The sequence below is a fragment of the Prevotella sp. 20925_1_30 genome (genome assembly GCF_041433025.1).
GTDB classification, from domain to species: domain Bacteria; phylum Bacteroidota; class Bacteroidia; order Bacteroidales; family Bacteroidaceae; genus Prevotella; species Prevotella vespertina.
In genome coordinates, this window is record NZ_JAPWAR010000008.1 from 61153 (window position 1) to 83441 (window position 22289).

At 40.3% G+C, this 22289-nt stretch carries 21 protein-coding genes; 5 read left to right on the forward strand and 16 right to left on the reverse strand.

Annotated elements, in window-relative coordinates:
- The first annotated feature begins 126 nt into the window (after positions 1-126).
- Positions 127-531 (forward strand): DUF3127 domain-containing protein, encoded by a 405-nt coding sequence (locus tag O3603_RS05230; protein WP_371521273.1) that lies wholly within the window; start codon positions 127-129, stop codon positions 529-531.
- Positions 532-625: 94 nt separating this feature from the next.
- Here O3603_RS05230 and O3603_RS05235 read toward each other — a convergent pair whose 3' ends face one another.
- The 15 genes from O3603_RS05235 to O3603_RS05305 all read right to left on the reverse strand — a co-directional run bounded on the left by O3603_RS05235 (position 626) and on the right by O3603_RS05305 (position 15122).
- Positions 626-1099, reverse strand: a complete 474-nt coding sequence (locus O3603_RS05235) for a DNA-binding protein (RefSeq protein ID WP_371521276.1) — start codon at positions 1097-1099, stop codon at positions 626-628.
- Between the two features lie 24 nt (positions 1100-1123).
- Positions 1124-1318, reverse strand: coding sequence for a hypothetical protein (locus O3603_RS05240; RefSeq protein WP_371521279.1), 195 nt, complete (start codon positions 1316-1318; stop codon positions 1124-1126).
- 15 nt (positions 1319-1333) lie between these two features.
- Positions 1334-2905, reverse strand: coding sequence for a hypothetical protein (locus tag O3603_RS05245; protein ID WP_371521283.1), 1572 nt, complete (start codon positions 2903-2905; stop codon positions 1334-1336).
- 39 nt (positions 2906-2944) lie between these two features.
- A complete protein-coding gene (locus O3603_RS05250; RefSeq protein ID WP_371521285.1) occupies positions 2945-3157 on the reverse strand; it encodes a hypothetical protein in 213 nt (70 codons plus the stop codon).
- 445 nt (positions 3158-3602) lie between these two features.
- On the reverse strand, positions 3603-5042 hold the full coding sequence (locus tag O3603_RS05255) for an NADH-quinone oxidoreductase subunit N (RefSeq protein ID WP_371521287.1): 1440 nt from the start codon (positions 5040-5042) through the stop codon (positions 3603-3605).
- A 12-nt stretch (positions 5043-5054) separates the two neighbouring features.
- On the reverse strand, positions 5055-6566 hold the full coding sequence (locus O3603_RS05260) for a NuoM family protein (RefSeq protein ID WP_155715940.1): 1512 nt from the start codon (positions 6564-6566) through the stop codon (positions 5055-5057).
- A gap of 4 nt (positions 6567-6570) precedes the next feature.
- Complete coding sequence (locus O3603_RS05265; protein WP_371521290.1) at positions 6571-8625, reverse strand: NADH-quinone oxidoreductase subunit L; 2055 nt, start codon at positions 8623-8625, stop codon at positions 6571-6573.
- Positions 8626-8638: 13 nt separating this feature from the next.
- Complete coding sequence (nuoK, locus tag O3603_RS05270) at positions 8639-8947, reverse strand: NADH-quinone oxidoreductase subunit NuoK (RefSeq protein WP_371521292.1); 309 nt, start codon at positions 8945-8947, stop codon at positions 8639-8641.
- Positions 8944-9483 carry an NADH-quinone oxidoreductase subunit J gene (locus O3603_RS05275; protein WP_009434127.1) on the reverse strand — a complete coding sequence of 180 codons (540 nt, stop codon included), beginning with the start codon at positions 9481-9483 and terminating at the stop codon, positions 8944-8946. The genes nuoK and O3603_RS05275 overlap by 4 nt, the downstream gene beginning before the upstream one ends.
- 12 nt (positions 9484-9495) lie before the next feature.
- Positions 9496-10032, reverse strand: a complete 537-nt coding sequence (locus tag O3603_RS05280) for an NADH-quinone oxidoreductase subunit I (protein WP_009434224.1) — start codon at positions 10030-10032, stop codon at positions 9496-9498.
- 5 nt (positions 10033-10037) lie between these two features.
- Entirely contained in the window at positions 10038-11135 is a 1098-nt protein-coding gene (nuoH, locus tag O3603_RS05285) for an NADH-quinone oxidoreductase subunit NuoH (protein WP_371521295.1), read from the reverse strand.
- A gap of 44 nt (positions 11136-11179) precedes the next feature.
- Positions 11180-12754: an NADH-quinone oxidoreductase subunit C gene (locus tag O3603_RS05290; RefSeq protein WP_371521298.1), complete on the reverse strand. Its 1575-nt coding sequence runs from the start codon at positions 12752-12754 to the stop codon at positions 11180-11182.
- Positions 12755-12772: 18 nt separating this feature from the next.
- On the reverse strand, positions 12773-13660 hold the full coding sequence (locus tag O3603_RS05295; protein WP_273540853.1) for an NADH-quinone oxidoreductase subunit B: 888 nt from the start codon (positions 13658-13660) through the stop codon (positions 12773-12775).
- Entirely contained in the window at positions 13651-14001 is a 351-nt protein-coding gene (locus O3603_RS05300; RefSeq protein ID WP_008822630.1) for an NADH-quinone oxidoreductase subunit A, read from the reverse strand. The genes O3603_RS05295 and O3603_RS05300 overlap by 10 nt, the downstream gene beginning before the upstream one ends.
- Before the next feature lie 233 nt (positions 14002-14234).
- Positions 14235-15122 carry an ATPase gene (locus tag O3603_RS05305; RefSeq protein ID WP_371521302.1) on the reverse strand — a complete coding sequence of 296 codons (888 nt, stop codon included), beginning with the start codon at positions 15120-15122 and terminating at the stop codon, positions 14235-14237.
- Positions 15123-15307: 185 nt separating this feature from the next.
- Between O3603_RS05305 and O3603_RS05310 the strand changes: the two genes are divergently transcribed.
- Positions 15308-17662, forward strand: coding sequence for a mechanosensitive ion channel family protein (locus tag O3603_RS05310; protein WP_371521305.1), 2355 nt, complete (start codon positions 15308-15310; stop codon positions 17660-17662).
- Between the two features lie 637 nt (positions 17663-18299).
- On the opposite strand, the gene O3603_RS05315 is transcribed toward O3603_RS05310, so the two are convergent.
- Entirely contained in the window at positions 18300-18848 is a 549-nt protein-coding gene (locus O3603_RS05315) for an outer membrane beta-barrel protein (RefSeq protein WP_371521308.1), read from the reverse strand.
- Between the two features lie 264 nt (positions 18849-19112).
- Between O3603_RS05315 and kdsA the strand changes: the two genes are divergently transcribed.
- From kdsA to O3603_RS05330, 3 genes are read left to right on the forward strand one after another with little or no spacing between them, the layout of a single operon-like run.
- Entirely contained in the window at positions 19113-19871 is a 759-nt protein-coding gene (gene kdsA, locus O3603_RS05320) for a 3-deoxy-8-phosphooctulonate synthase (protein ID WP_314518572.1), read from the forward strand.
- Positions 19868-20839, forward strand: coding sequence for a KpsF/GutQ family sugar-phosphate isomerase (locus O3603_RS05325; protein ID WP_315088555.1), 972 nt, complete (start codon positions 19868-19870; stop codon positions 20837-20839). The genes kdsA and O3603_RS05325 overlap by 4 nt, the downstream gene beginning before the upstream one ends.
- Positions 20827-22239, forward strand: coding sequence for a phosphatidylserine/phosphatidylglycerophosphate/cardiolipin synthase family protein (locus O3603_RS05330; protein WP_371521311.1), 1413 nt, complete (start codon positions 20827-20829; stop codon positions 22237-22239). The genes O3603_RS05325 and O3603_RS05330 overlap by 13 nt, the downstream gene beginning before the upstream one ends.
- Positions 22240-22289: the final 50 nt, after the last annotated feature.

Consider the following 22289-nt stretch of genomic DNA (forward strand, 5'->3'; position numbering starts at 1 on the left):
ACGCACAAAAATACAAAAAAGGATGTGAAAAACAAAATTTAAGTATGAAAGTTTCCGTTTTTAGAACTATTTTATTAATTTCGCAAGCACATTTAAACAAATAAGAAACATATAACAAAGTAGACTATGGAGTTACAAGGAAAAATTATTGCGGTTCTTCCTGCCCGTGAAGGCACATCTGCTCGTGGACCATGGAAGTCACAAGAATACGTAATAGAAACACATGATCAGTACCCAAAGAAGATGGTCTTCAACGTCTTCGGAGCCGATAGAATTGAGCAATTCGCTATTAAGACTGGTGAGGAGGTTATCGTAAGTTTTGATATTGATGCCCACGAATATAATGGTCGTTGGTTTAATAACATCCGTGCTTGGAACATTCAGCGTGTAGATGCTGCCGCTGTTATGGCTGGTGCACCAGCAACGGCTGCCCCTGTCACACCACAACCAGCACAACCTGCTGCACAACAAGCTCCATTCCCTCCTGCACAGGAGAGTACAGGAAGCCCAGAGGATGATCTTCCTTTCTAAGATTAGAAATTAATGCACTATAACGATAAGAGACAGAGCTCAAACATAGAACTCTGTCTCTTTTTTAATTAAACCACTATTGGTGTCCAATAAGTTATCCTGCCACTGGACCAGGGTGCTCTTCACTCCCTTCTCCTTTTGGAGAAGGGTCGGGGCTTTCTGGCTTCTTTCCTTTCTTCCTCGCAGGATTATCCACATCCACCTGCAACTCCTTTAACGCCTTACGCACCGGACTCTTCCAAGTCAATGTTAGCCTCGGAGCTTTAAGGCTCTTAGCACATACGTCCTTCTCTTTTTCCTCCATCTTTGAGGGCACGTTGACCCGCAAAGAGAAGATGTCGCCGAGGTCTAAGCCTGTCCCCATGCGTGCACAGTCCGAGATAATGTTACGCAGCGTGATAATCACGTTCCGTGCATCACCTTCCGTCAATGAGGTTTCACGAACAATGCGTTCCAACACCATTTCGGGCGAGATCTTTTGCTGACCTTTCGGTACGGCAATATACACCGTCTTACCCTTCATTTTTCCCATTGTCGCCTTACGAGGCGCAACTTTGAATTCAATCATTTTGATTTGGTTTTTAATTAAACATTAGATTAATATATCAACATCATTTTGATGTCTTTTTTCATGTGTTTTATACCCAGCGGTTGGGTCGTCTTGTACCCAGCTGCTGGGTAGCATCGTACCCTGCCCGTTGGGTAGACTCCTACCCATTCGCTGGGTACGATCGTACTTCTTCGCTGGGTACAACTCTACCCATTCGTTGGGTACAAAACAAGCCACGAACAACCGCAAGAATCACTCAAACGCCCCGTCAGTCCTGTACCCACCGGTGCGGTTGCTGTTACCCAAGACGACGACCCCACTGTCGAAGTACAGGTTGTACGCATCGCTGGCAAGTGCCGGATTAGCACTTGACGACCAATAGTAACCCCAATCGCCAACATGCTCCAGCTTACCAAAGAAGTAGCACCCCAAGGCGGGCAGGTAGAAGTAATTATCTGCGTCAGCTACGGATGGGAGACCTGAATTGATACTACTGCTGGAGTTAACGTACCGCTTGAAAGATGTACGAACATCGGTTGAACCGTCGGCGGATTTCTCAGTGTCGTAATGATTCTCTGCCTGCAATACTGATTTCTTCTTAAACCACATACCACCTTTATATAAATGACCCATAGTAGTCCATAACTCATCACCATCCCAACGTGGATCACCGTGCATTATATACCAAGACATTTCGTTTGCGTTTGGAAATCCTACGCATGACTGGGTACCATCGAATCTACCCGAACTGCCGACCTCGTGATACCAACGAGAGACATCACCGTTGCTCTGGGCGTAATTAGAGGAACTGTTGTTGTTAAGTGTTGGCTGACCTGTGTTTCCTGGCAAGTTCTTTGTCCATTCATAACCATACCAGTATTGCTGCTGTGCATCCCACATATAGTAATGATCACCGTCATAGGCGCGGATATCAAGGTTGGCTGTCATGTCGTAGTAGGTATTCTTATCGTAAACGAATGAGCCAGGAACTTTTGTGATGGTGCCCTCTGTACCGGTGACGAGGTCTTTCAACCAATAACGAATCTTTAACTTGTGTGTGCCTGGTTTGATAAACATATAGAGCTTGTCAGCTGTGGTGCTGTTGGTAGAGTTGTCCAACTTAAAACCATCAGCGTATGCACCGCTACCTTTAGTGGTGAGGATGATTTGCTTGTCGCTACCTGTGCCCGTAATCTCGCCATTGCTAGGATCAAGGGTGTAATTACCCGCAATATTATTATCGGCTGTAACCTCGACCTTGGTTAGATAACAGTTCTTGAATACAGTATCCTTCGTAAAAGGTTCGAATACGAGAATTGCAGTTTGATGGTCAAGTGTAAAATGGAAATTATTTGCTCTTTTTGCATCAGCAGTACCGCAATCGCCAGATACGCCAAAGTGTGCAGTGCTATTGGGGTCCGTCTGGCTTTGTGCTGCTGGGATAGTTACGTTGTTGTTCGTTCCACTTTTACCTGGGTAATAAACCTTGTAAGATGTCTTATCAGTGAATTTACCAGGAACTTTAAACTTAAAAGATGCGACCTTGCCAGTTGGAGCATTATTACTTACCTGCCAATCACCGTTATCGTCCTGCACGTAAATCTTGTCGCCCGCTTCCCAATAGAAAGCACCATCATTATAGTTCATCGCTGTACGCGTTTCTGGTCTACCACCAACAAACTCGGTGAAATTCTCGCCATTGTCAGAGCCTGTACCACTCTGTACTACATCTTCGCTAACACAAGAAACTACCGACAGTACCATACTACAAAATGCTACAAGTGACAATAGATATGTTTTTAATAATTGCTTTGTTCTCATCATTATTTTGTCTTTTTAGATTCTGTTTATAACTCTCGTTTCTTAATCTTCCCAAGAAAGGATGTTTTGTTCGTCGCTACTCTCTTCTTCCTCTTGCCACATTGTTGCTGCTTTCGCTCCAGCAGGACCAGTTCCATGATGGGCTGGATTATGCTGACCTGGCATAGACGTATCCATCAAATTAGTGGCTTCATTTACCTGAATTATCATACACTCTGGTGCAGAATAACTCTTCTTTACTTGCTTTTTTCTCATTACTTCATTGATTAAAATAGTTGTTATTTCGTTCTTATTTTGCTCTAAACGGAGTTCAAAAAAGGGCATAAAAAAGCGAACAAAGGAAACTCCTAGAAGTCCTTTGTTTACAGGGGTTACGGCACGCTTCGCGCGCGCGTATGCGAGAAGAAAAAATGTGTTATTAGACGCTAGGTGCGAATGTGTGTGTGTGTGTGTGTTAGCAAATTATTTGGATTGACCAAAGATAAAGTGCAAAAAGATGCAAAGAATCGGATAATTCTTTGCAGTACTTCGTTCACTTGATATGTCATTGCTAATTCTTTCACGGCGGCAAAGGTAAGGCTTTCTTTTAATTCAGCCAAATAATCTTAATAAAAACTTTGTTTTATATCGGGATTCAAACAAAAATGCCCAAGACTATTAAAGTCCTGGGCATCTTATAATAAGATTCTAATTATATACTTTATGCAGCTGCTGCAATCCACTCATATACGAAACTGCAAACTCCGAAGAGAAGAATGCCTGCCATACAAACTGCCAAAGCGAACTTCGTATTGCAATCGCTCTTGAAGGTTGGCAATGGATTGTCTGTGCGTACGATATACATTGCTTTCACTATCTTCAAATAGTAGTAGAGCGAGATAACTGTATTAATCAATGCTATGAAGACAACAGCGTATGACCAGGCTCCCATCGTGGTATTAATATCAGCGCCATTAACGCCAGACATAAATACGAAGAACTTTGAGAACATACCTGCGAATGGAGGAATACCACCAAGTGAGAACATTGCTAAAGTCATCAAGAAGCTCAGACGTGGGTTGGTCTGATAGAAACCATTATAGTCGTCAATGTTAGTCTTACCGCCATTATTCTGCTCTACAACAGAGATAATCGTGAATACCGCCATATTAGCAACAACATAAATCAGAACGTAATAGCTCAATGCACTCACCGAGCTAGCCCAGTCGTTGCCGATAGCTGTCAACATGATATAACCTGCCTGAGAGATAGAACTGAACGCCATGAAGCGTTTCAACTCATTCTGACGCACAGCGAAGAGGTTAGCAATGGTGATAGAAAGTACAACGACTATCATCAACAATACGTGCCAATACTCAACGATTGCACCAAAGACATGGAACAGGATACTCAACAATGTAAAGGCGGCTGCGCCCTTTGATATCACGCTCAAATAACCAGTAACGGTTGTTGGAGCACCTTGATAAGTATCGGCAGTCCAGAAGTGGAATGGAACGAGAGATATCTTGAAGCCAAGACCACTAAAGAAGAATACGAGTCCCATGATAGTTAGTGGGGTTGCATGCATCTTAGTTGCTATATCAGCAAAATAAAGCGTACCGAACTCACCATAAAGGAAGCTAATACCATAGAGCATTACGCCACTTGAGAAGGTAGCTGTCAAGATAAACTTAGCTGCAGCTTCCGCAGAGTCATTACGATACATATCGAAGGCAACCGCACATGCCAAAGGAACTGATGCCATCTCAAGCCCGAGGAAGAACATCAAGAAGTTACCTGCACTCATCATGGTGAACATACCGAGCAATGTTGAAACGATGAGCATATAGAACTCACCCTCCTTACCGCTCTTCGCAGCCCATACACGACTCTGAAGGACAACAATGAATGTACCCATAGAAAGGATAGCCTTCATCACGTTTACAGCAGAAGAGGTAACATACATACCACCAAATGCAGTCTGTGCTTCCATAGGGAGCAAACAAACAAAAGTATTTATCAGAAGGAGCACCGAAGCCAGCGGATTGAACCACTTGCGCTCTTCAGTCTTTGCCGTTGCAAAGTCAGCAACGAACAAAACAATCAGGATGGCAACGAGACTTGCCTCCGGAATCATCTTAAAGAAATCACTATAATTCATTACGCTAGTTTATTAAAGATTACCTAATGTTGGTACGTATGTTATGATGTGGTCAAATATAGGATGAACAGCATCAATAATCATATTCTCGAAGAAGAGTGGGCAGAGACCTAAGCCTGCAACGCAGAAGATCAAGCAACCAATAGCGAATCGCTCGTCCCATGTAGCATCGTGTAACTCATAGAACTTCTTGTTAGGTATGGTCTGGAATAGTATCTTACCAACAACACGAAGAATATAAACCGCTGTGATTACAATCGCTGTACAAGCAATGATTGTTGCTACGCGATGGAACATGCCTGCATTCTCAAACGAACCCACGAAGATAGTCATCTCAGCTACGAATCCAGAGAAACCAGGAAGACCAAGGTTAGCAAGACCTGCTACTACATAAGAGACTGCAAGGAATGGAATAACCTTCATCAAACCACCAAGATAACGTACGTCACGTGTTCCAGCACGATGATAAATCATACCAATACATGCAAAGAACAGGGCTGTCATCAAACCATGAGAAAGCATCTGAAGTATTGCACCCGTGATGGCTGTCTGTGTGGTCATAACCAATGCAAAGAGTACCATACCACAATGGGATACTGATGAATAAGCATTGATATACTTCAAGTCAGTCTGTACACATGCAGAGAGCGCACCATAAACAACCGAAATAGTTGTCAGAACTAGGAAGATAGGAGCCCATGTCTGCAAAGCATCAGGCATCAAGAACATAGCAATACGCAAGCAACCATAGCCACCAAGCTTCATCAACACACCAGCATGGAGCATTGATACGGCTGTAGGCGCTGAAGCGTGACCGTCAGGAGACCATGTATGGAATGGGAATAAAGCTCCAAGAACACCAAAGCCAATGAATACGAATGGGAAGAAGATGTTCTGAATATTCTTAGGCATCGCATGCATACGTGCCAACTCTATTACATCCATCGTGGTAGCACCACTGAAGTAATAGATACCAAGAATACCCAATATCAAAAGAGCTGAACCACCCATCAACATCAAAGTAAGCTTCATTGCTGAATATTCCTTTGGACCTGTTCCCCATACACCGATGAGGAGGTACATAGGTATAAGGGCAACCTCATAGAACATGAACATCGTGAACATATCCGTTGAGATAAAGAAGCCAAATACACCCGAAGCCAAAAGTACAAACCAAAGGAAATACTCTTTCTTCATCGGCTCAAGTTGCCAGCTAGCAAAGGTTCCTGTAAAGACAATAATCGCTGAAAGCAAGATCATCACAACAGAGATACCATCGACACCCACCGAGAAGGCAATATGCATAGGCTTGAACCACATCACAGAGTTTGCCAGTAGCATTGCATCATGGTTACCAGCATTACGCTGCTGAACAAAATAGACAGTCAACCAGATAGCACCAATCAAAAGTGCCGTTGAGCCGGCTACCATCACACCACGTACCTGATTATCGTTCTTGGCTACCCATAAGCCACAGAGCATCAGGACGGGGATTATTACAAATACAGTTAATATCCAACTCATTTTATTATATCAAACAAAGTAAGATTAATGTTAATGCTACAGTTCCGGTAATAAACCATACGGCATATTGACGTACATCGCCACTCTGCCAAGAACGGATTGACTCGCCAGCTTCTTGTGTACCCCAAGCCATAAAGTTGAATGTACCATCAATAACATGACGATCGAACCATGCGATTGGAATAGAGAAGCAACGGAATACTATCTTATGTGTGAAGAATTGCCATGCGTTATCTATATAGAATCTATTAAGGGCTGCCTTGTGCAGACGTGGGAAGGTACGCTGTAAGGCATCAGCTACTGGCTGCTTCTTACCCATGTACATCCAAGTAGCAAGGGCTATACCGATAACGGCTGCAATGATACTTGTTGTTGCAATGCTCCAATCTATATGAATATCATAGTTTAAGCCATTGGCACTTACGAAGTGACCAAATGGTATCCAACCAGCACATACAGAAATAGCAGCGAGGAATACCAATGGTCCCCACATTACGAATGGAACCTCTTGTGGACGACGACGATTCTCTGGATCCTGCTCATAATAAGACTCACCCCAGAAGATTACGTAGTAGAGACGGAACATATAGAATGCTGTCATACCAGCTACAAGTGTCATAATCCACTTCAAAGCCTGTCCTTCTACTCCTGGTAAGGTGTTACAAGCTGAGATAATCTCATCCTTAGAGAAGAAACCTGCAAATGGTGGAATACCAGCAATAGCTAAACAACCAATCAAGAAGCAGATGTTTGTAATTGGCATGTACTTGTGCAGCCCCCCCATATACTCCTTGAAGTTGCTACCAATGATAACAATGATAGCACCAGAGCAAAGGAAGAGCAGAGCCTTAAACATTGCATGAGTGAAGAGGTGGAACATTGCTGCCATATAGCCAAGACCACCATGATGGAGGAACTCTGGACTATTAAATGAACCTTCTTTACTATCATAGAAGCAAACTCCAAGTGCGACAAGCATGTAAGCAATCTGTGAAATGGTTGAGAATGCCAAGCCACGCTTAATATCACGTTGAGCACAAGCTACTGCTGCTGCATAGAAGGCAGTAAATGCTGCTATCCAAGCAATCCAATGGAGCTGTTCCTGTGCGCCAAACTGAACATAGATAGGCAACAACGATGCTACTTGGAATACACCAGCAACAACCATCGTAGCTGCGTGAATCAATGCAGATACAGGTGTTGGTCCCTCCATTGCATCTGGCAACCAGATATGCAATGGGAACATTGCAGACTTACCAGCACCACCAATGAACATCAAGAATAGTGATGTTGGAAGTACCCAAGTCAATGCTGAATTTGAAGCTAATGCCGTCAACTTACCAACTAGTTCTGGATTTGTATGAAGGTCATAGTTGAAAGTTCCTACATAGAAGCTGAAGAACAAAATACCTATCAAGAAGAACAAATCAGCAAAACGTGTAACGATAAAAGCCTTCTTACTAGCATGTACTGCAGTATGCTTTGGATAATAGAAACCTATCAACAGATATGAACATACACCTACCAACTCCCAGAAAAGATACATCTGAAAAATGTTGGTTGCCACAACGAGTCCAAGCATAGACATCGTAAAGAGTGACAAGTAAGCATAGAAACGCTGGAAGCCGTGCTCATACTCCTCAAACTTGTAGTTCTCATCACGTTCAGCCATATAACCGAATGAATAGATGTGAACCATAAAGCTGACAGTAGTAATAACGATTAACATCATCACACTGATTGGAGAAAGACGGAAACCAATATTAAAGGTCAAAAGCTCAGTAAACTTTAACCATGTTAGATTAAAGACGGTAACTATTGGATAAGTACCATTAGTTAAACGACCGTCAGTAACATGGAAAGTCTCTCCCATTGCTGTATACTCTCCCGTATAAAAGAAATAGTGATAAGCTGTATAGAGACTGAGCACAAATAACGTTCCCAACACACAGGTGCCAATAATACCAGCAACCTTGCGTGGCATCTTCATTCCGAACAGACCAAGTACAATAGCACTTAGGAACGGGAGAAGAAGTATCAAAAATGCGTAATCAAACATATTTGTTTTCTCTTTATAATTTCATATTTTCAATACTGTTCACCTGATCGCTGTGGAAATGACGGTAAACATTGACAATAATAGCGAGTGCAACAGCTGATTCTGCTGCACTTACACCAATAGAAAAGAGCGTAAAGAACATACCCTCATATCCATCAGGGAAAAGCAGACGATTGAATGCTGCAAAATTAATATCAACGCTATTAAGAACTAACTCTACGGAGATTAGCATTGCAACAAGGTTACGACGAGTTACGAAACCAAATACTCCGATAAAGAATAAGAGTCCACTAAGGACAAAGAAATATCCAACAGGTATCATTTGCTTCCCTCCTTCTTTTTATTATTAAGAATAACTAGGCCACCAATAATACATGCCAAAAGGAATACAGAAATAAATTCAAAAGGAAGTACATATCCATATTTATCTGCACTCATCAAGTTCTGACCAATGGTATCCATCGTTACTTCTTTTGACAACGTATCACCATTAACTATAGTACTATTGATTAAAGCATTCTTTAGCAATACAACAACAACAGTTGCAAAACCTACTAATGCTATTGCTGCTGCAAGAAAAGTACGCTTACCTAACCAGCGTTCAGAGAGTCCTTGCAATGTACGTTTGCTCACCAATTGGATTGCAAAGATATACATCATAGTAATACCACCAGCATAAATACTTATCTGAGCGGCACCAAGGAAAGTATAATCTAGCAGGAAGTAGAGACCTGCAACACCAAAGAGCACAAACAGCAATGCTGTTGCTGCTCGCATGATACGTTTCGTCGACACGCAGAATATAGCTGAAGCTAATATTACAACGGCGAGAATCGCAAACATAATTAATCTTGCCATATCCCTTACTCCTTATTTCTTTTTAGTATTGAATGTTCCAACTTTCCAATCTGCTCCACCCTCAATAAGTTTTGGTAGCGAACCACCATTATATATTTCCTTATCAAGATGAAGAACTAGCTTAGAACGATCAAACACAGCATTTTCAAAATCATTTGTAAACTCAATTGCATCGAAGTTACAAGCATTCACACATAACTCACAAAACATACAATCGCCCAAATCATACTCATAATCGAGAAGTTGCTTCTTCTTCTTACCAGTTTCTGGATTAGTAACCATCTCTGAAGCAATCTTGATGGTTCCATTAGGACAAGCCTTCTCACACATAGTACAAGCTGTGCACTTGTAGTTTTCATTTTCGTCACGTTTAAAGACCAAACGACCACGATGACGTTTAGCAACGTGAAGGGTTGTCTTACGATTCTCTGGATACTGCTCGGTAGACTTTGGTGTGAAGTATTCCTTCATTGTCACCTTCATACCTGTAGCAAGAGTCTTGAGCGCAGAGCCAACCTCACCAAAATATGATTGTTTTTTCTCTTCCATTCTCTTTAACCATTAATAGTGAATGTCCAACCGAATGCTACACAAATAGTCATCAATACAAGGATGACAAGTGACAATGGCATAAGGTACTTCCACTCTAATTTCAGAATCTGATCAATGCGAAGACGTGGGAAAGTCCACTTAATCCACATCAACAAGAATACCACAACGAATGTCTTACCAAGGAACCATACAATACCTGGAATATAGTTCATAACGGCATCAAAGCCTTCAAGACCAATATTCAATGGAGCCCAGCCACCCAAGAAAACAGTAGTAGCTATTCCAGATACAACAAATAGGTTAAGGTATTCTGCAAGGTAATAGAAACCAAATCCCATACCACTATACTCAGTATGATAACCCGCAGTCAACTCACTCTCAGCCTCAGCTAAGTCGAAAGGACCACGATTTGCTTCTGCATTACCGGCAATACAAAATACGAGGAAAGCCAATATTGCAGGGATATGCCCTTGTATAATCAGCCATTGCCAAGGACCTGTTTGTGCTTCAACAATACCTGAAATCTGCATTGTACCTGTGAGAATAACTGCAGAAATTAAACAGAGTCCCAACGACAACTCATAAGAAATCATCTGTACCGCACCACGCATAGCAGAGAGAACAGAGTACTTATTATTACTTCCCCAACCTGCAAGGAAAATACCAAGAACACCAATTGAACTAATAGCCGTTACAAGGAATATACCCACATTAAAGTCTAAGATATTAGCTCCATTATTCCATGGAAGGAAAGAGAAAGTTCCTACTGAAGCAATAATAACCAAAAATGGAGCAAGATAATAAAGCAATTTATCAGCCTTATCAACTGCAAAAATCTCTTTGATTAACATCTTCAATACATCAGCAAAGACCTGTAAGGTTCCCCACCAACCTACTCTAACAGGACCTATACGGCACTGGAAGTAAGCACAAACCTTACGCTCCATAAAGATAAGTACTATTGCAAGTAAAGCATAGGCAAGAAGTATTGCCAGTCCCACCGCAACGCACTCAATCAGAACGGTCCAGAAGTTACTCAAGCCACAAGTGACGCGGAGTAACTCATCGAACCATGTTGTTACTATTCTAAAATCGAACATAGTATGATTTTAATTCTTAATTGATTACTTTAAAGATAACCTTGTTAGCGGTCAATATCTGGAATAACGAAGTCGAGTGCGGCACCAGTAGTCACCAAGTCGGCAATCTTCTGACCACGAAGCATCTTATCCATAGCACCAACAAGTGTCAGACCCATAGGGCGGAACTTCAAACGATATGCAGTCTTGTCACCACGTGAATCCAGATAAGCACCAAACTCACCACTTGCACCCTCAACAGAGAAGTACCACTGACCTTCTGGAACTTTAATAATTGGCTTCTGCTTGATATAGAACTCACCCTCAGGAATATTATCAATCAATTGCTCTATAATATTGAGACTCTGATAGATTTCCTTAATATGACAGAAGTAACGATCCATAGAATCACCATTCGTCAACGTAATCTCTTCAAAGTTCACCTTATCATACATCGCATAAGGATGATTCTTACGAACGTCATTTTTCCATCCGCTAGCACGACCAGCAGGACCAGTCACACCATAGCTAATGCAATCCTTCTCGTCCATTACGCCAACACCCTCAAAACGCTGATGTGTAATCACGTTATCACCAAAGACATCAACATACTCCTGAATCATTGGACGAAGATACTTACAGAGTTGCTTTACATTTGATACAAAGTTTGGGTCAATATCAGCCTGCAAACCACCTATTCTATAATAGTTCTGTATCAAACGACCACCTGTTGTCTCCTCCATTACATTGAGGACATGCTCACGGTCACGCATACCATAAAGGAATGCAGTAAGAGCACCTAAGTCCTGTGCACAACAAGCTGTATAAAGAAGGTGATTGTCTATACGCTGTAACTCATCCATAATAGTACGGATATAGAGAATACGCTCAGACAATTCAATTCCCATACCCTCTTCTATCACACCCACAAGTGCATGACGATGCATCATAGCTGACAGGTAATTCATACGATCAGTCAATGCCAATGTCTGAGGATAAGTAAACTGTTCACAAAGTTTCTCTATACCACGATGGATATAACCTAAGTGTGGATAGATATTAGTAACAGTCTCACCATCTAATACTGTTTGTAAACGAAGTACACCATGAGTAGAAGGGTGCTGAGGACCAATATTAACAACAAAGTTGTCATCAGTAAACAAAGCATGTTGTGTTCCTACGAGTTCACCATTCTTGTTTAAGTTCCACTCTGTTGTTGTATCAAGTTCAACATCGTCTTCCGTAGTATACATATTCTTTGCAGGATCCATATCGTAATCCTTACGAAGAGGATAACCCTTAAAGTCATTGCGTAAGAAGAGACGACGCATATCTGGATGACCAAGGAACTTAATACCATAGAAGTCATAAACCTCACGTTCCAACAAGTCGGCATCAGCCCATAACTTAATAACAGAAGGAATTACATATTCCTCTCCTACCTTCTTTGCAAGCTGCTTTACAGAACAACGCTCATGTGTTTTTGTATTCTCAAGAATATAAATACATCCAAGCCCTTCTTCTGCACCAAAGTCTTCACCGACAACAGTTACAAGGTAATCGAAATGCTTCTCATTCTTCAACCTTGCCATCTCTGTAGCAAAGCTATCAAAACCGAATTCTTTATTTTCTAGTTTCATTCTCGCGTACCTTATATATTATATGTTAGTTGCACTTTCGTCAGCAGCCTTCTTTGCAGCATCTATCTGATCGATTTCCTTACCCAACTTCTCAACATCTTCTTTTGTTACAGGCTGGTTAACGACAATCGTTTCCTTCTTAGGTGCTGCCTCTACTGGAGCAGCAGAAACAGGCTTTGCTGCAGGTTTTGCTGCAGGGCGAGCAGGCTTAGGAGTCGGCTTATGTGCCTCTTCCCATGCAGTTTCACGCTTCTCTTTAATCTCTTCAGGATCAATACCCAATTTCTCCTTAAATATCAGTTCAGCATTACTCTTACCCAACTCACGCTCTTCAGCTGTCTGCTTATGATTAACACCACCAAAAAATTTCTCAACTTTAACCTTACGTTGAAGTTGCATCATTCCGTAAATAATAGCCTCTGGACGAGGAGGGCAACCTGGGATATATACATCCACTGGGATGATCTCATCAATACCACGCATAACATGATAGCTATCTTTGAAAGGACCACCAGAAATAGCGCATCCACCAACAGCTATAACATACTTAGGTTCTGCCATCTCATCATACAAACGTTTCAATGCTGGTGCCATTTTATTAGTAATAGTACCTGCACACATAATCAAGTCTGCCTGACGAGGAGAGTTACGTGTAACCTCAAACCCAAAACGAGAGAAGTCGTAACGTGCACAACCAACAGCCATAAACTCAATACCACAACAAGAAGTAGCGAAAGTCAATGACCACAGAGAATTACTACGCCCCCAATTTATAAGTTGATCCAAGTTACCAAGAACGAGGTTAGTACCACCATCGTTCAGTTCGCTTGCCATCTTACTGAGCGTATCATTGTCCTTCCATTCATCGTATGGAAGAGACTTGATTTTTGGCTTCCTTATTTCCATTCAAGCGCTCCTTTCCGCCATGCATAAGCAAGGCCAAATACTAATACCAACATAAAGAACCCAATGGTAGCTAGTGCTAAAGGTCCAAATGTCTTAACAACAACAGCCCATGGGTATAAGAAAACTGTTTCCACGTCAAACATCAGGAAGAGGATCGCAAAGAGATAGTATCCGATATGCACTGGTAACCAAGAGGTTCCATAAGTCGGAATACCACACTCGAAAGGCTCACCTTTCACCGGATTGTACGAACGCGGACCAATCAACTTAGCTATGGCATACGCTGCCACTACCAAGAATGCGGCCGTTATCAGAACGGTAACAAAAAGTGTGAAATACATAAACTTTATATAGCTATAATTTAAATATGCAATCTTGTTCTTGTGAAACTTGTTTTAAAACAAATGCAAAGATACAAAAATATTTGAAAAGCAAAGCAATTCTATTAAAAAACATACTCTTATTGCAAACTCCACTTTACAAATAATCTGCTAACGGCTCCTTATTACTCATTCATCTTTCTTATTTTTAGCTCACTTTATAGCTAAAGGTAAGAGAGGAAAGACAGAATAAATTAACTATGATAGTCTATCAGTCCATCAATCGGAGAAGCAAGTACTTTAGCAACACTATAACCGAATGATTTAGCGCATTTCCTCAACTGCGTTTCATAAGCAGCAGCAACACCTCCTACAGCCGATATAGAATATACTGAAGCGTTAGAATATCTCATAATATTCTTTTCAAAGAAGTTAGCTAAATTAGACAATACGAGTTCTTCTAACTCTGCCTTCTCCAAATTAGCATGAATAAACTTTGAGATACTAGCTAAATAGCGATTAGCTAAAGGTTGACGATAGACTTTACTGATTATATCTGGATAAGTCAAGCCTGACCATGACAAGTAAGCGTCACCAACTTCTTTGGACAAGCTCCCTTTAAAGATACCATTCAGGAACAGCTTTCCTAACACTGCTCCACTTCCTTCGTCACCGAGGATATAACCCAAAGGTGGAACATTCTCTACAATCTCTTTACCATTGTATAGACAGCTATTAGCTCCCGTCCCTAAGATACAAACTATACCTGCATGATGACCACAAGTAGCTCTTGCTGCACCTAATAAGTCGCTCTGTACCTCTACGTTAGCTAAGGGAAAGGATTTTGAAAGTGCTTTACACACTTTTATTGACAAATCAGCAGTACAACCAGCACCATAAAAGGCGACACTAGTAACCTCACTAATAAGATCAAAAGGCTCGCTGAGTTCCGCACCTCTTATGCTCTCTTTTAACGCAGGTTTCAGCTCCGTTTCTAATACGTTGAAAATTATATCCTCCGATTGATGAAAAGGATTTAAGCCCTGTGTACGAACTTTAAGGACAACATTAAAACCATCATTAGGTGTACCCACTAATGCCCAATCCGTTTTCGAGCCACCACTATCAGCTATTAATATCATTGTATCTTTTTGTATGCAAACTTACACTTTTTTATTGATTTATAAGCATTATGGTAACAGAAATAAGTCCCATGACATATCTTTAGTATCATTTTACATAAACAGCAACTGCAAAATCATAAACTTTGCTTATCTTTGCATCAATTATTGTTTAAACAAACTGTTTATCACCACAACCCAGAAGTATGTATAAAAAGATATTCTTCATTACTATCTTGCTGTTTATCATTACACTCCCAGCAAGTGCCGTATTACAGGAAGATTCATTGAAGAACTCACTCTCCGTTCTCCGTCATGAGTTAATTGCACAACATCTTGAACAAACAAAGCAATTAAACAACTCTAAGTTTATTAGTGAGCAAGTGATGAATCAGCTAAAAGAGATTGGAGAGCACTCTGCCCAGGTGTCGCTCATGCTTTATTCTCAAAAGACGGATAACATCTTTGATTTAACTTATGCCTGCCAAGAGGCTACCGAACTATGGAAGGATTTTCAGAGTAAGTCGCGCCCCTTTCATGACCTTATCACCCAGAGTAAGGAGGAGATTGCTCGTTATGATTCTCTTATCAACGTGCTCAGTACAATGTACACCTTTGGCATGACAGACAAGATGAAGACTGACCGCAACGTTTGTTTAACGCTTGCCGTTAGCATACGTCGAATGTTGCAAGAGCGTAACGACTCTTATCAAGAATATATACAATATTACCAATACAACCAACAACAACTTCAATCGCTCGATACGTATGCACAAAAGAGATATGAAGAGATACAGACGAGCATCTTTACAAATAGCGGAGAAAATTACTTTAAATTCCTACGCAATGCTCCAACACTTATCTCTCAAATGAGTTCTAACCTTTCTGAGAAATACACGCCACAACGAGTCGTGCAATCTCAATGGGATGTAAGGTGGCTCATTACGCTCTTTTCCATGATACTCATCTATGGCTTAGTGGCAATACTCATCAATTATTTAAGCATTCGTTTCCTTGTTACAAAAGTAATGAAGACGAATCGGTTTGAGCAGAAGAACAGTGCTTTTCTTGCCAAGCGAACATGTATTATTATGGTGACATCAATCATTACTTTTAGTATCATTCTCGTCATCATCAAGATTCTTTCGCCCTCCAACTTTGTTCACATGGCATGCAACCTTTTGCTTGAATACACATGGTTACTTACTGTTATCTTTGCCTCATTGTTATTGCGTGTTAGTGGTGCACAAACACACAACACCTATCGCATATATTACCCTCTTATCTTTGTTGGGTTTACCGTCATCACCTTCCGTATTGTGATGTTGCCAAGCTCCATAGTAACACTCGTCTACCCTCCCCTCTTATTGCTCAATGCTTTGTGGCAGGCAAGGATGATTTACAAGCACCGCTTGCAAATTCCTAAATACGACTTATACCTTGCTTATTTATCACTCACGGTATTCGTATTCTCTTTGGTTAGCTCAATAATAGGCTATACCATGCTGGGCGTGCAAGCCTTTATTTGGTGGATGATGCAATTAGCATGTATATTAACAATCGCGTTCTTCCATGATTATCTTGATCAATATAGGGAGAGGTATCCTGAAAAGAAATTGTCAATCGTAAAGACTTGGATTATCAGATTTATATACAATGTATTCATACCATCATCATTGGTATTGTCTTTCATCATCTCAATTTATTGGGCAGCAGATGTCTTCAACCTTAGTGATATAACATGGAGGTTATTCCGTGCTAACTTCATTGATTCTGATAAGTTCAAGATCAGCATCTACTCTATAGCCATGGTTACAGTCCTTTGGTTCATCTTTAACTATCTCAATCATACAATTAGGGACGCTATAAAACAATTCTTAAAGAAGAGTGACCCTACAACAGCTGCAGCTAGAAGTACGATGTTTATCAACGTCTTACAAGTAGTTGTATGGGGCGCATGGTTATTGACAACTTTAAGTATATTCCAAATCAGCAACACATGGCTAGTTGTTGTAACTGGCGGCTTATCAACTGGTATCGGTTTCGCCATGAAAGATATTCTCGAGAACATCTACTATGGTATATCATTGATGACAGGACGAATCAAGATAGGCGATTACATTGTATGTGATGGCATACGTGGACGTGTAAGTTCTATCAGCTATACCTCAACGATGCTTGAAGCACTAGATGGATCAATCATAGCCTTCCAAAACTCACAGCTCTTTACGAAGAACTATAAGAACATGACAAAGAATCATGGATATGAGCTTGACATCCTAGAAGTGGGCGTAGCATACGGTAGTAATATCAATGAAGTTAAGAAAATGCTGATTGATGCCATCACCGCACTAGACATTACTTACAAGGAAAAGAAGGTAATGGTCTTACTAAAGAGTTTTGATGATAGCTGCATTACACTAAAAGTACTTGTATGGGTTAACGTTTTCACACAAGGACTTGATGATAGCATTATCATGGAATGTATTTATGATACGCTCAATAAGAATGGTATTGAAATTCCATTCCCACAACGTGAGATTACAATTAAGAATCAATAGACTCTGAAATATTCACACAATACAAGTCGTATAAACCGAAAGGGTATCCATCAGTTGGATGCCCTTTTTCTAATTGATTTTATGGATAGTCATCGCATTACCATACTTATCCTTTAGAATGAATAAATAGCTTTTCTGAATCAAGGAAGAGGTAAAATTAAGGCTATACTTCTTATTGAACTATTTGTTGATAACTACTTTAAAACAAAGTATTTAACCTCGTTTCATTAATAGTAGATTATCCTATTAATGTCGTTTGCAAGAAAGACAAATAATAGTATAAAACTTTAGGTAAAATAAAGCCAAATTGTCCTAGGAGTTTTTATAAGTATCGACCTTAATTGAACCGAAAAATGACTACTAAATTTAAGTACAGCCGACCTTTAACTTAAAGTACGATTGACCTTTAACTTAAAGTATAATTGACCTTTAACTTAAAGTATGATTGGCGTTTAACTTAGAGTATGGTTTGCGCTTAACTTAGCGTACAAATAAGGTTTAAGTTAAACGATAAAAAGAAGAGGAATATATCACTTAAAGTATCTGAACCTTGAGAGTAATGACTCTACTGGTTTCACTTTAAAGCGATATATTCCTCTCTTTAAATGTTATCTTCTATAACAGAATAATCTTTGTCTTAGAAGTTGTAGTAAACACCGAATGTAACGTTGTTACCATCAAGGTCAACACCCCATGCGTGGTTGTCCTTGCTTTCGCCATCATACTTTACTGACTTCCAGCCAGCGAAACCTACGTGAGCAACGAAGCTAACCTTCTTGTTGAGGTTTACAGATATACCTGGTTTCAAACCAACAGACCATGCATCAGCAGAAGCACCACCTACATGAGCGTGGTTCATATGTGCATAACCGAAACCACCATCAACGAATGCGTTAACGTACTTAGTACGAACGAAGGTGTAACGAGCGTATGGCTCAACTGTAACGTAGTTTTTAGACTCACCCTCAATGCTTACAGGGTTACCCTTACCGAAACCTACTGTTGTACCAATAGCCCAGTTCTCATTGATATTGTAACCAATCTCAGGGAGAACCTTGTAAGTTGTAACAGCATCAGCATTACCTTCCTTTGAAGAAGCAATACCAACATTACCACCAACATAAACTTGAGCGTTAGCAGCCAAAGATACAAAGGCTACAGCAAGTGACATCAAAATCTTTTTCATCTTAAAAGCTTTAATTGTTAATACTAAATATAAAATCTTTCTACCTATAATTATAACCCACATACGGGGTACATAATAACTTAAATCCGCTGCAAAGGTAAAGTGTTTTAATCGGAAAATCCAAATTTTATCAATAAGATTTGGTACATTTACGTAAACAAAGGTTAAAACCTTGTGCGGTAACCTTATTATATATAACTTTGCACAAACACTTACAAGGAGAAGTTCAATTAAGTTATGAAACAGAAGTAGTCCTACTGAATTATGAACAATAAACCCACTTTCATTGCAGGTCCCTGCGTAATTGAGAGCTCAGAGCTCCTCTGTTCTGTTGCAGAAGAGTTGGTTAGGCTTAACGAGAAATACAATATTAATATCATTTTTAAGGCTAGTTTTGATAAAGCTAACCGCACAAGTATAAACTCTTTCCGTGGTCCAGGATTGGAGAAAGGATTGAGTATGCTTTATGATATTAAGCAGAAGTATGGTTTAAAACTACTTACTGATATTCATGAGAGCTATCAAGCAGAACCTGTAGGCGAAGTGGTTGATGTTATTCAGATTCCTGCCTTCCTTTGTAGACAAACAGATTTGTTAGTAGCTGCGGCAAAGACGGGCAAAATTGTGAATATCAAGAAGGCACAATTCTTAAGTGGACGAGACATGAAATATCCCGTGCAGAAATGCTTAGAAAGTGGTGCAAAAGAGATATGGCTTACTGAAAGAGGTAACTGCTTTGGTTACAACAATCTAGTTGTAGACTTCCGTAACATTGCAGATATGAAGGAGATTGTTCCGAATGTTATCATGGATTGCACGCATAGTGTACAACGTCCTAGCGCAGGAGATGGTAAGACAATCGGCGATCGAAAGTTTGTTCCTTCTATGGCATTAGCAGCTAAGGCTTTTGGTGCTACAGGTTATTTCTTTGAAGTACATCCAACACCAGACCAAGGCTTGTCTGATGCAGCCAACATGCTAGAGTTAAATAAGTTAGACGAATTAATTAGCAAGTTAATATGATTGGAGCAGAAGAAAGATTAACACATGTAAGAGACTACGCTATACAATGTATCAAAGAAGAAGCTGATGCGACAATCAATCTTATCAATCAACTTGATGATAACTTTGAGAAAGCTGTCGACTTGATGTATCATTGTACAGGGAAAGTCATTGTGACAGGAGTTGGTAAGAGTGGAAATATTGGAGCGAAGATAGCTGCAACACTTTCTTCTACAGGTACACCTGCTTTCTTCGTTAACCCATTGGATGTATATCATGGTGACTTAGGTGTAATGAAAGAAGAGGATGTCGTACTGGCGTTGTCAAACTCTGGTCAGACTGATGAGTTACTTAGATTTATACCGATGGTTCTTCACATGAATATTCCAATCATAGGAATGAGTGCGAATCCCCATTCACTTCTAGCTAAATATTCCACAGCCCATCTCAAGGTTTGGGTTGAGAAAGAAGCGTGCCCGCTAAACCTAGCACCAACAAGTTCAACAACAGCAGCTTTGGTTATGGGTGATGCACTTGCAGTGGCTTTGATGCGGGTAAGAGACTTTAGACCGCAGGATTTTGCTCAGTTCCATCCAGGAGGTGAGTTAGGTAAGCGCTTATTGACAACTGCACAAGATGTCATGATATCAGAGAACTTACCTGTTATCCCTAAGGAGATGCACTTAGGCGAAGCAATTATCCATGTTAGCAAGGGGAAATTGGGCTTGGGTATAGCTTTATCTGGAAAGAAGATTGTAGGTCTGATTACAGATGGTGATATCCGACGGGCTATGGAAAGATGGCAAGCAGAGTTCTTTAACCATACAGTCAAAGATATTATGACAACAGAGCCTAAGATGGTTCTTCCCAACATTAAAATTACAGAAATACAACAGATTATGCATAGATATAAAGTACATACAGTCTTAGTATGTGATGAAGAAAAGAATCTTCTGGGAGTTGTCGACCATTATAGTTGTATGATTTAACACCTTATATTCTCATTGAGTTAATACCAAGAAAGGAGTATTCCTACAAGAAAATGGCAAAAAGGAAACAAGAAAGTTATAGAAAACTTATCATTACTTGCATTTGTACATTCATAGCCCTACTCTTCCCTTATCATCTAACGGCTAAGACCTTTGAGTATAAGGGTAATGGTAAGGAATTAGCAAATAAGGACGGGAGAGCAGACTCAATGCTTGTATGCCAATTACGTCACAAAGGAATAAGCTTTTCACATAATAACTCGGTTACTCTTCTTTGTACTGGTCAGGAGAAGTTCGACGACTTGTTCAAAGCAATAGACCAAGCACGTTCGAGCATTCACTTAGAATACTTCAATTTTCGTAACGATTCAATCAACGATGAACTCATACGCCATTTAGAGAAGAAGGTGAGACAAGGTGTTGAAGTGAGAGCTATATTTGATGGATTTGGGAATGCCAGTAATAACCAACCCATGAAGAAGAGTACTTTGAGGGCGATTCGCAAGAAAGGAATCGAAATATATGAGTTTAAGCCTATAGAGTTCCCTTGGATACATGATATCTTCAATCGAGACCACCGAAAGATTGTTATCATTGATGGTAAGATAGCCTATACAGGTGGGATGAACGTGGCTGACTATTATATAAAAGGTACGAAAGTCGTTGGCTCATGGCACGATATGCACTGTAGAATAGAAGGCGATGAGGTAAACACTTTACAGAACATCTTTCTAAGAATGTGGTATCTTGTTTCTACGAAACAGGTGCATGGAGCAAAATATTATCGCGGTATATCGAACGCTGACTATATCAAAGGATTAAAACCAGATACTTGTAAAAGTGCTGGTAAAAAGATGGTTGGTATCATCAATCGAGAGCCACAAGTTAGTAGAGATATTATCCGTTACTTCTATGTTAATGCCATTAATGACGCAAAGGATAGTATAAAGATCATCAATCCTTACTTCACATTAAGTCCTACTTTAAAGAAGGCTTTGCGTAAGGCTGTAAAGAGGGGTGTAAAGGTTGAGATATTGTTGAGTGTAAGGAGCGATATACCTTTAACGCCAGATTGTGGATTCTATAATGCTCATCAGCTGATGAAAGACGGATGTACGATATGGTTATACAAGGCAGGTTTTCATCATACAAAGATTATCACAGTAGATGGACAATTATGTACTGTTGGGTCTGCAAACCTCAACTCACGAAGTCTAAGGTGGGACAGAGAGGAGAATGCAGTTATCGTTGATAAATGTACAACCCATGAATTGGATACTCTCTTTGAGAATCAAAAGAAAGATAGTTTCAAGCTAACAGAGAAGCTATGGAAACAATGGCGAACTCCATGGCAACGCTTTAGAGGATGGTTTGCACATCTTCTGTCACCTTTCTTATAAAAGGAAGGGGAAAGTTGATTAGTATTAATAAGGTAAAAAAAAGACAAGAC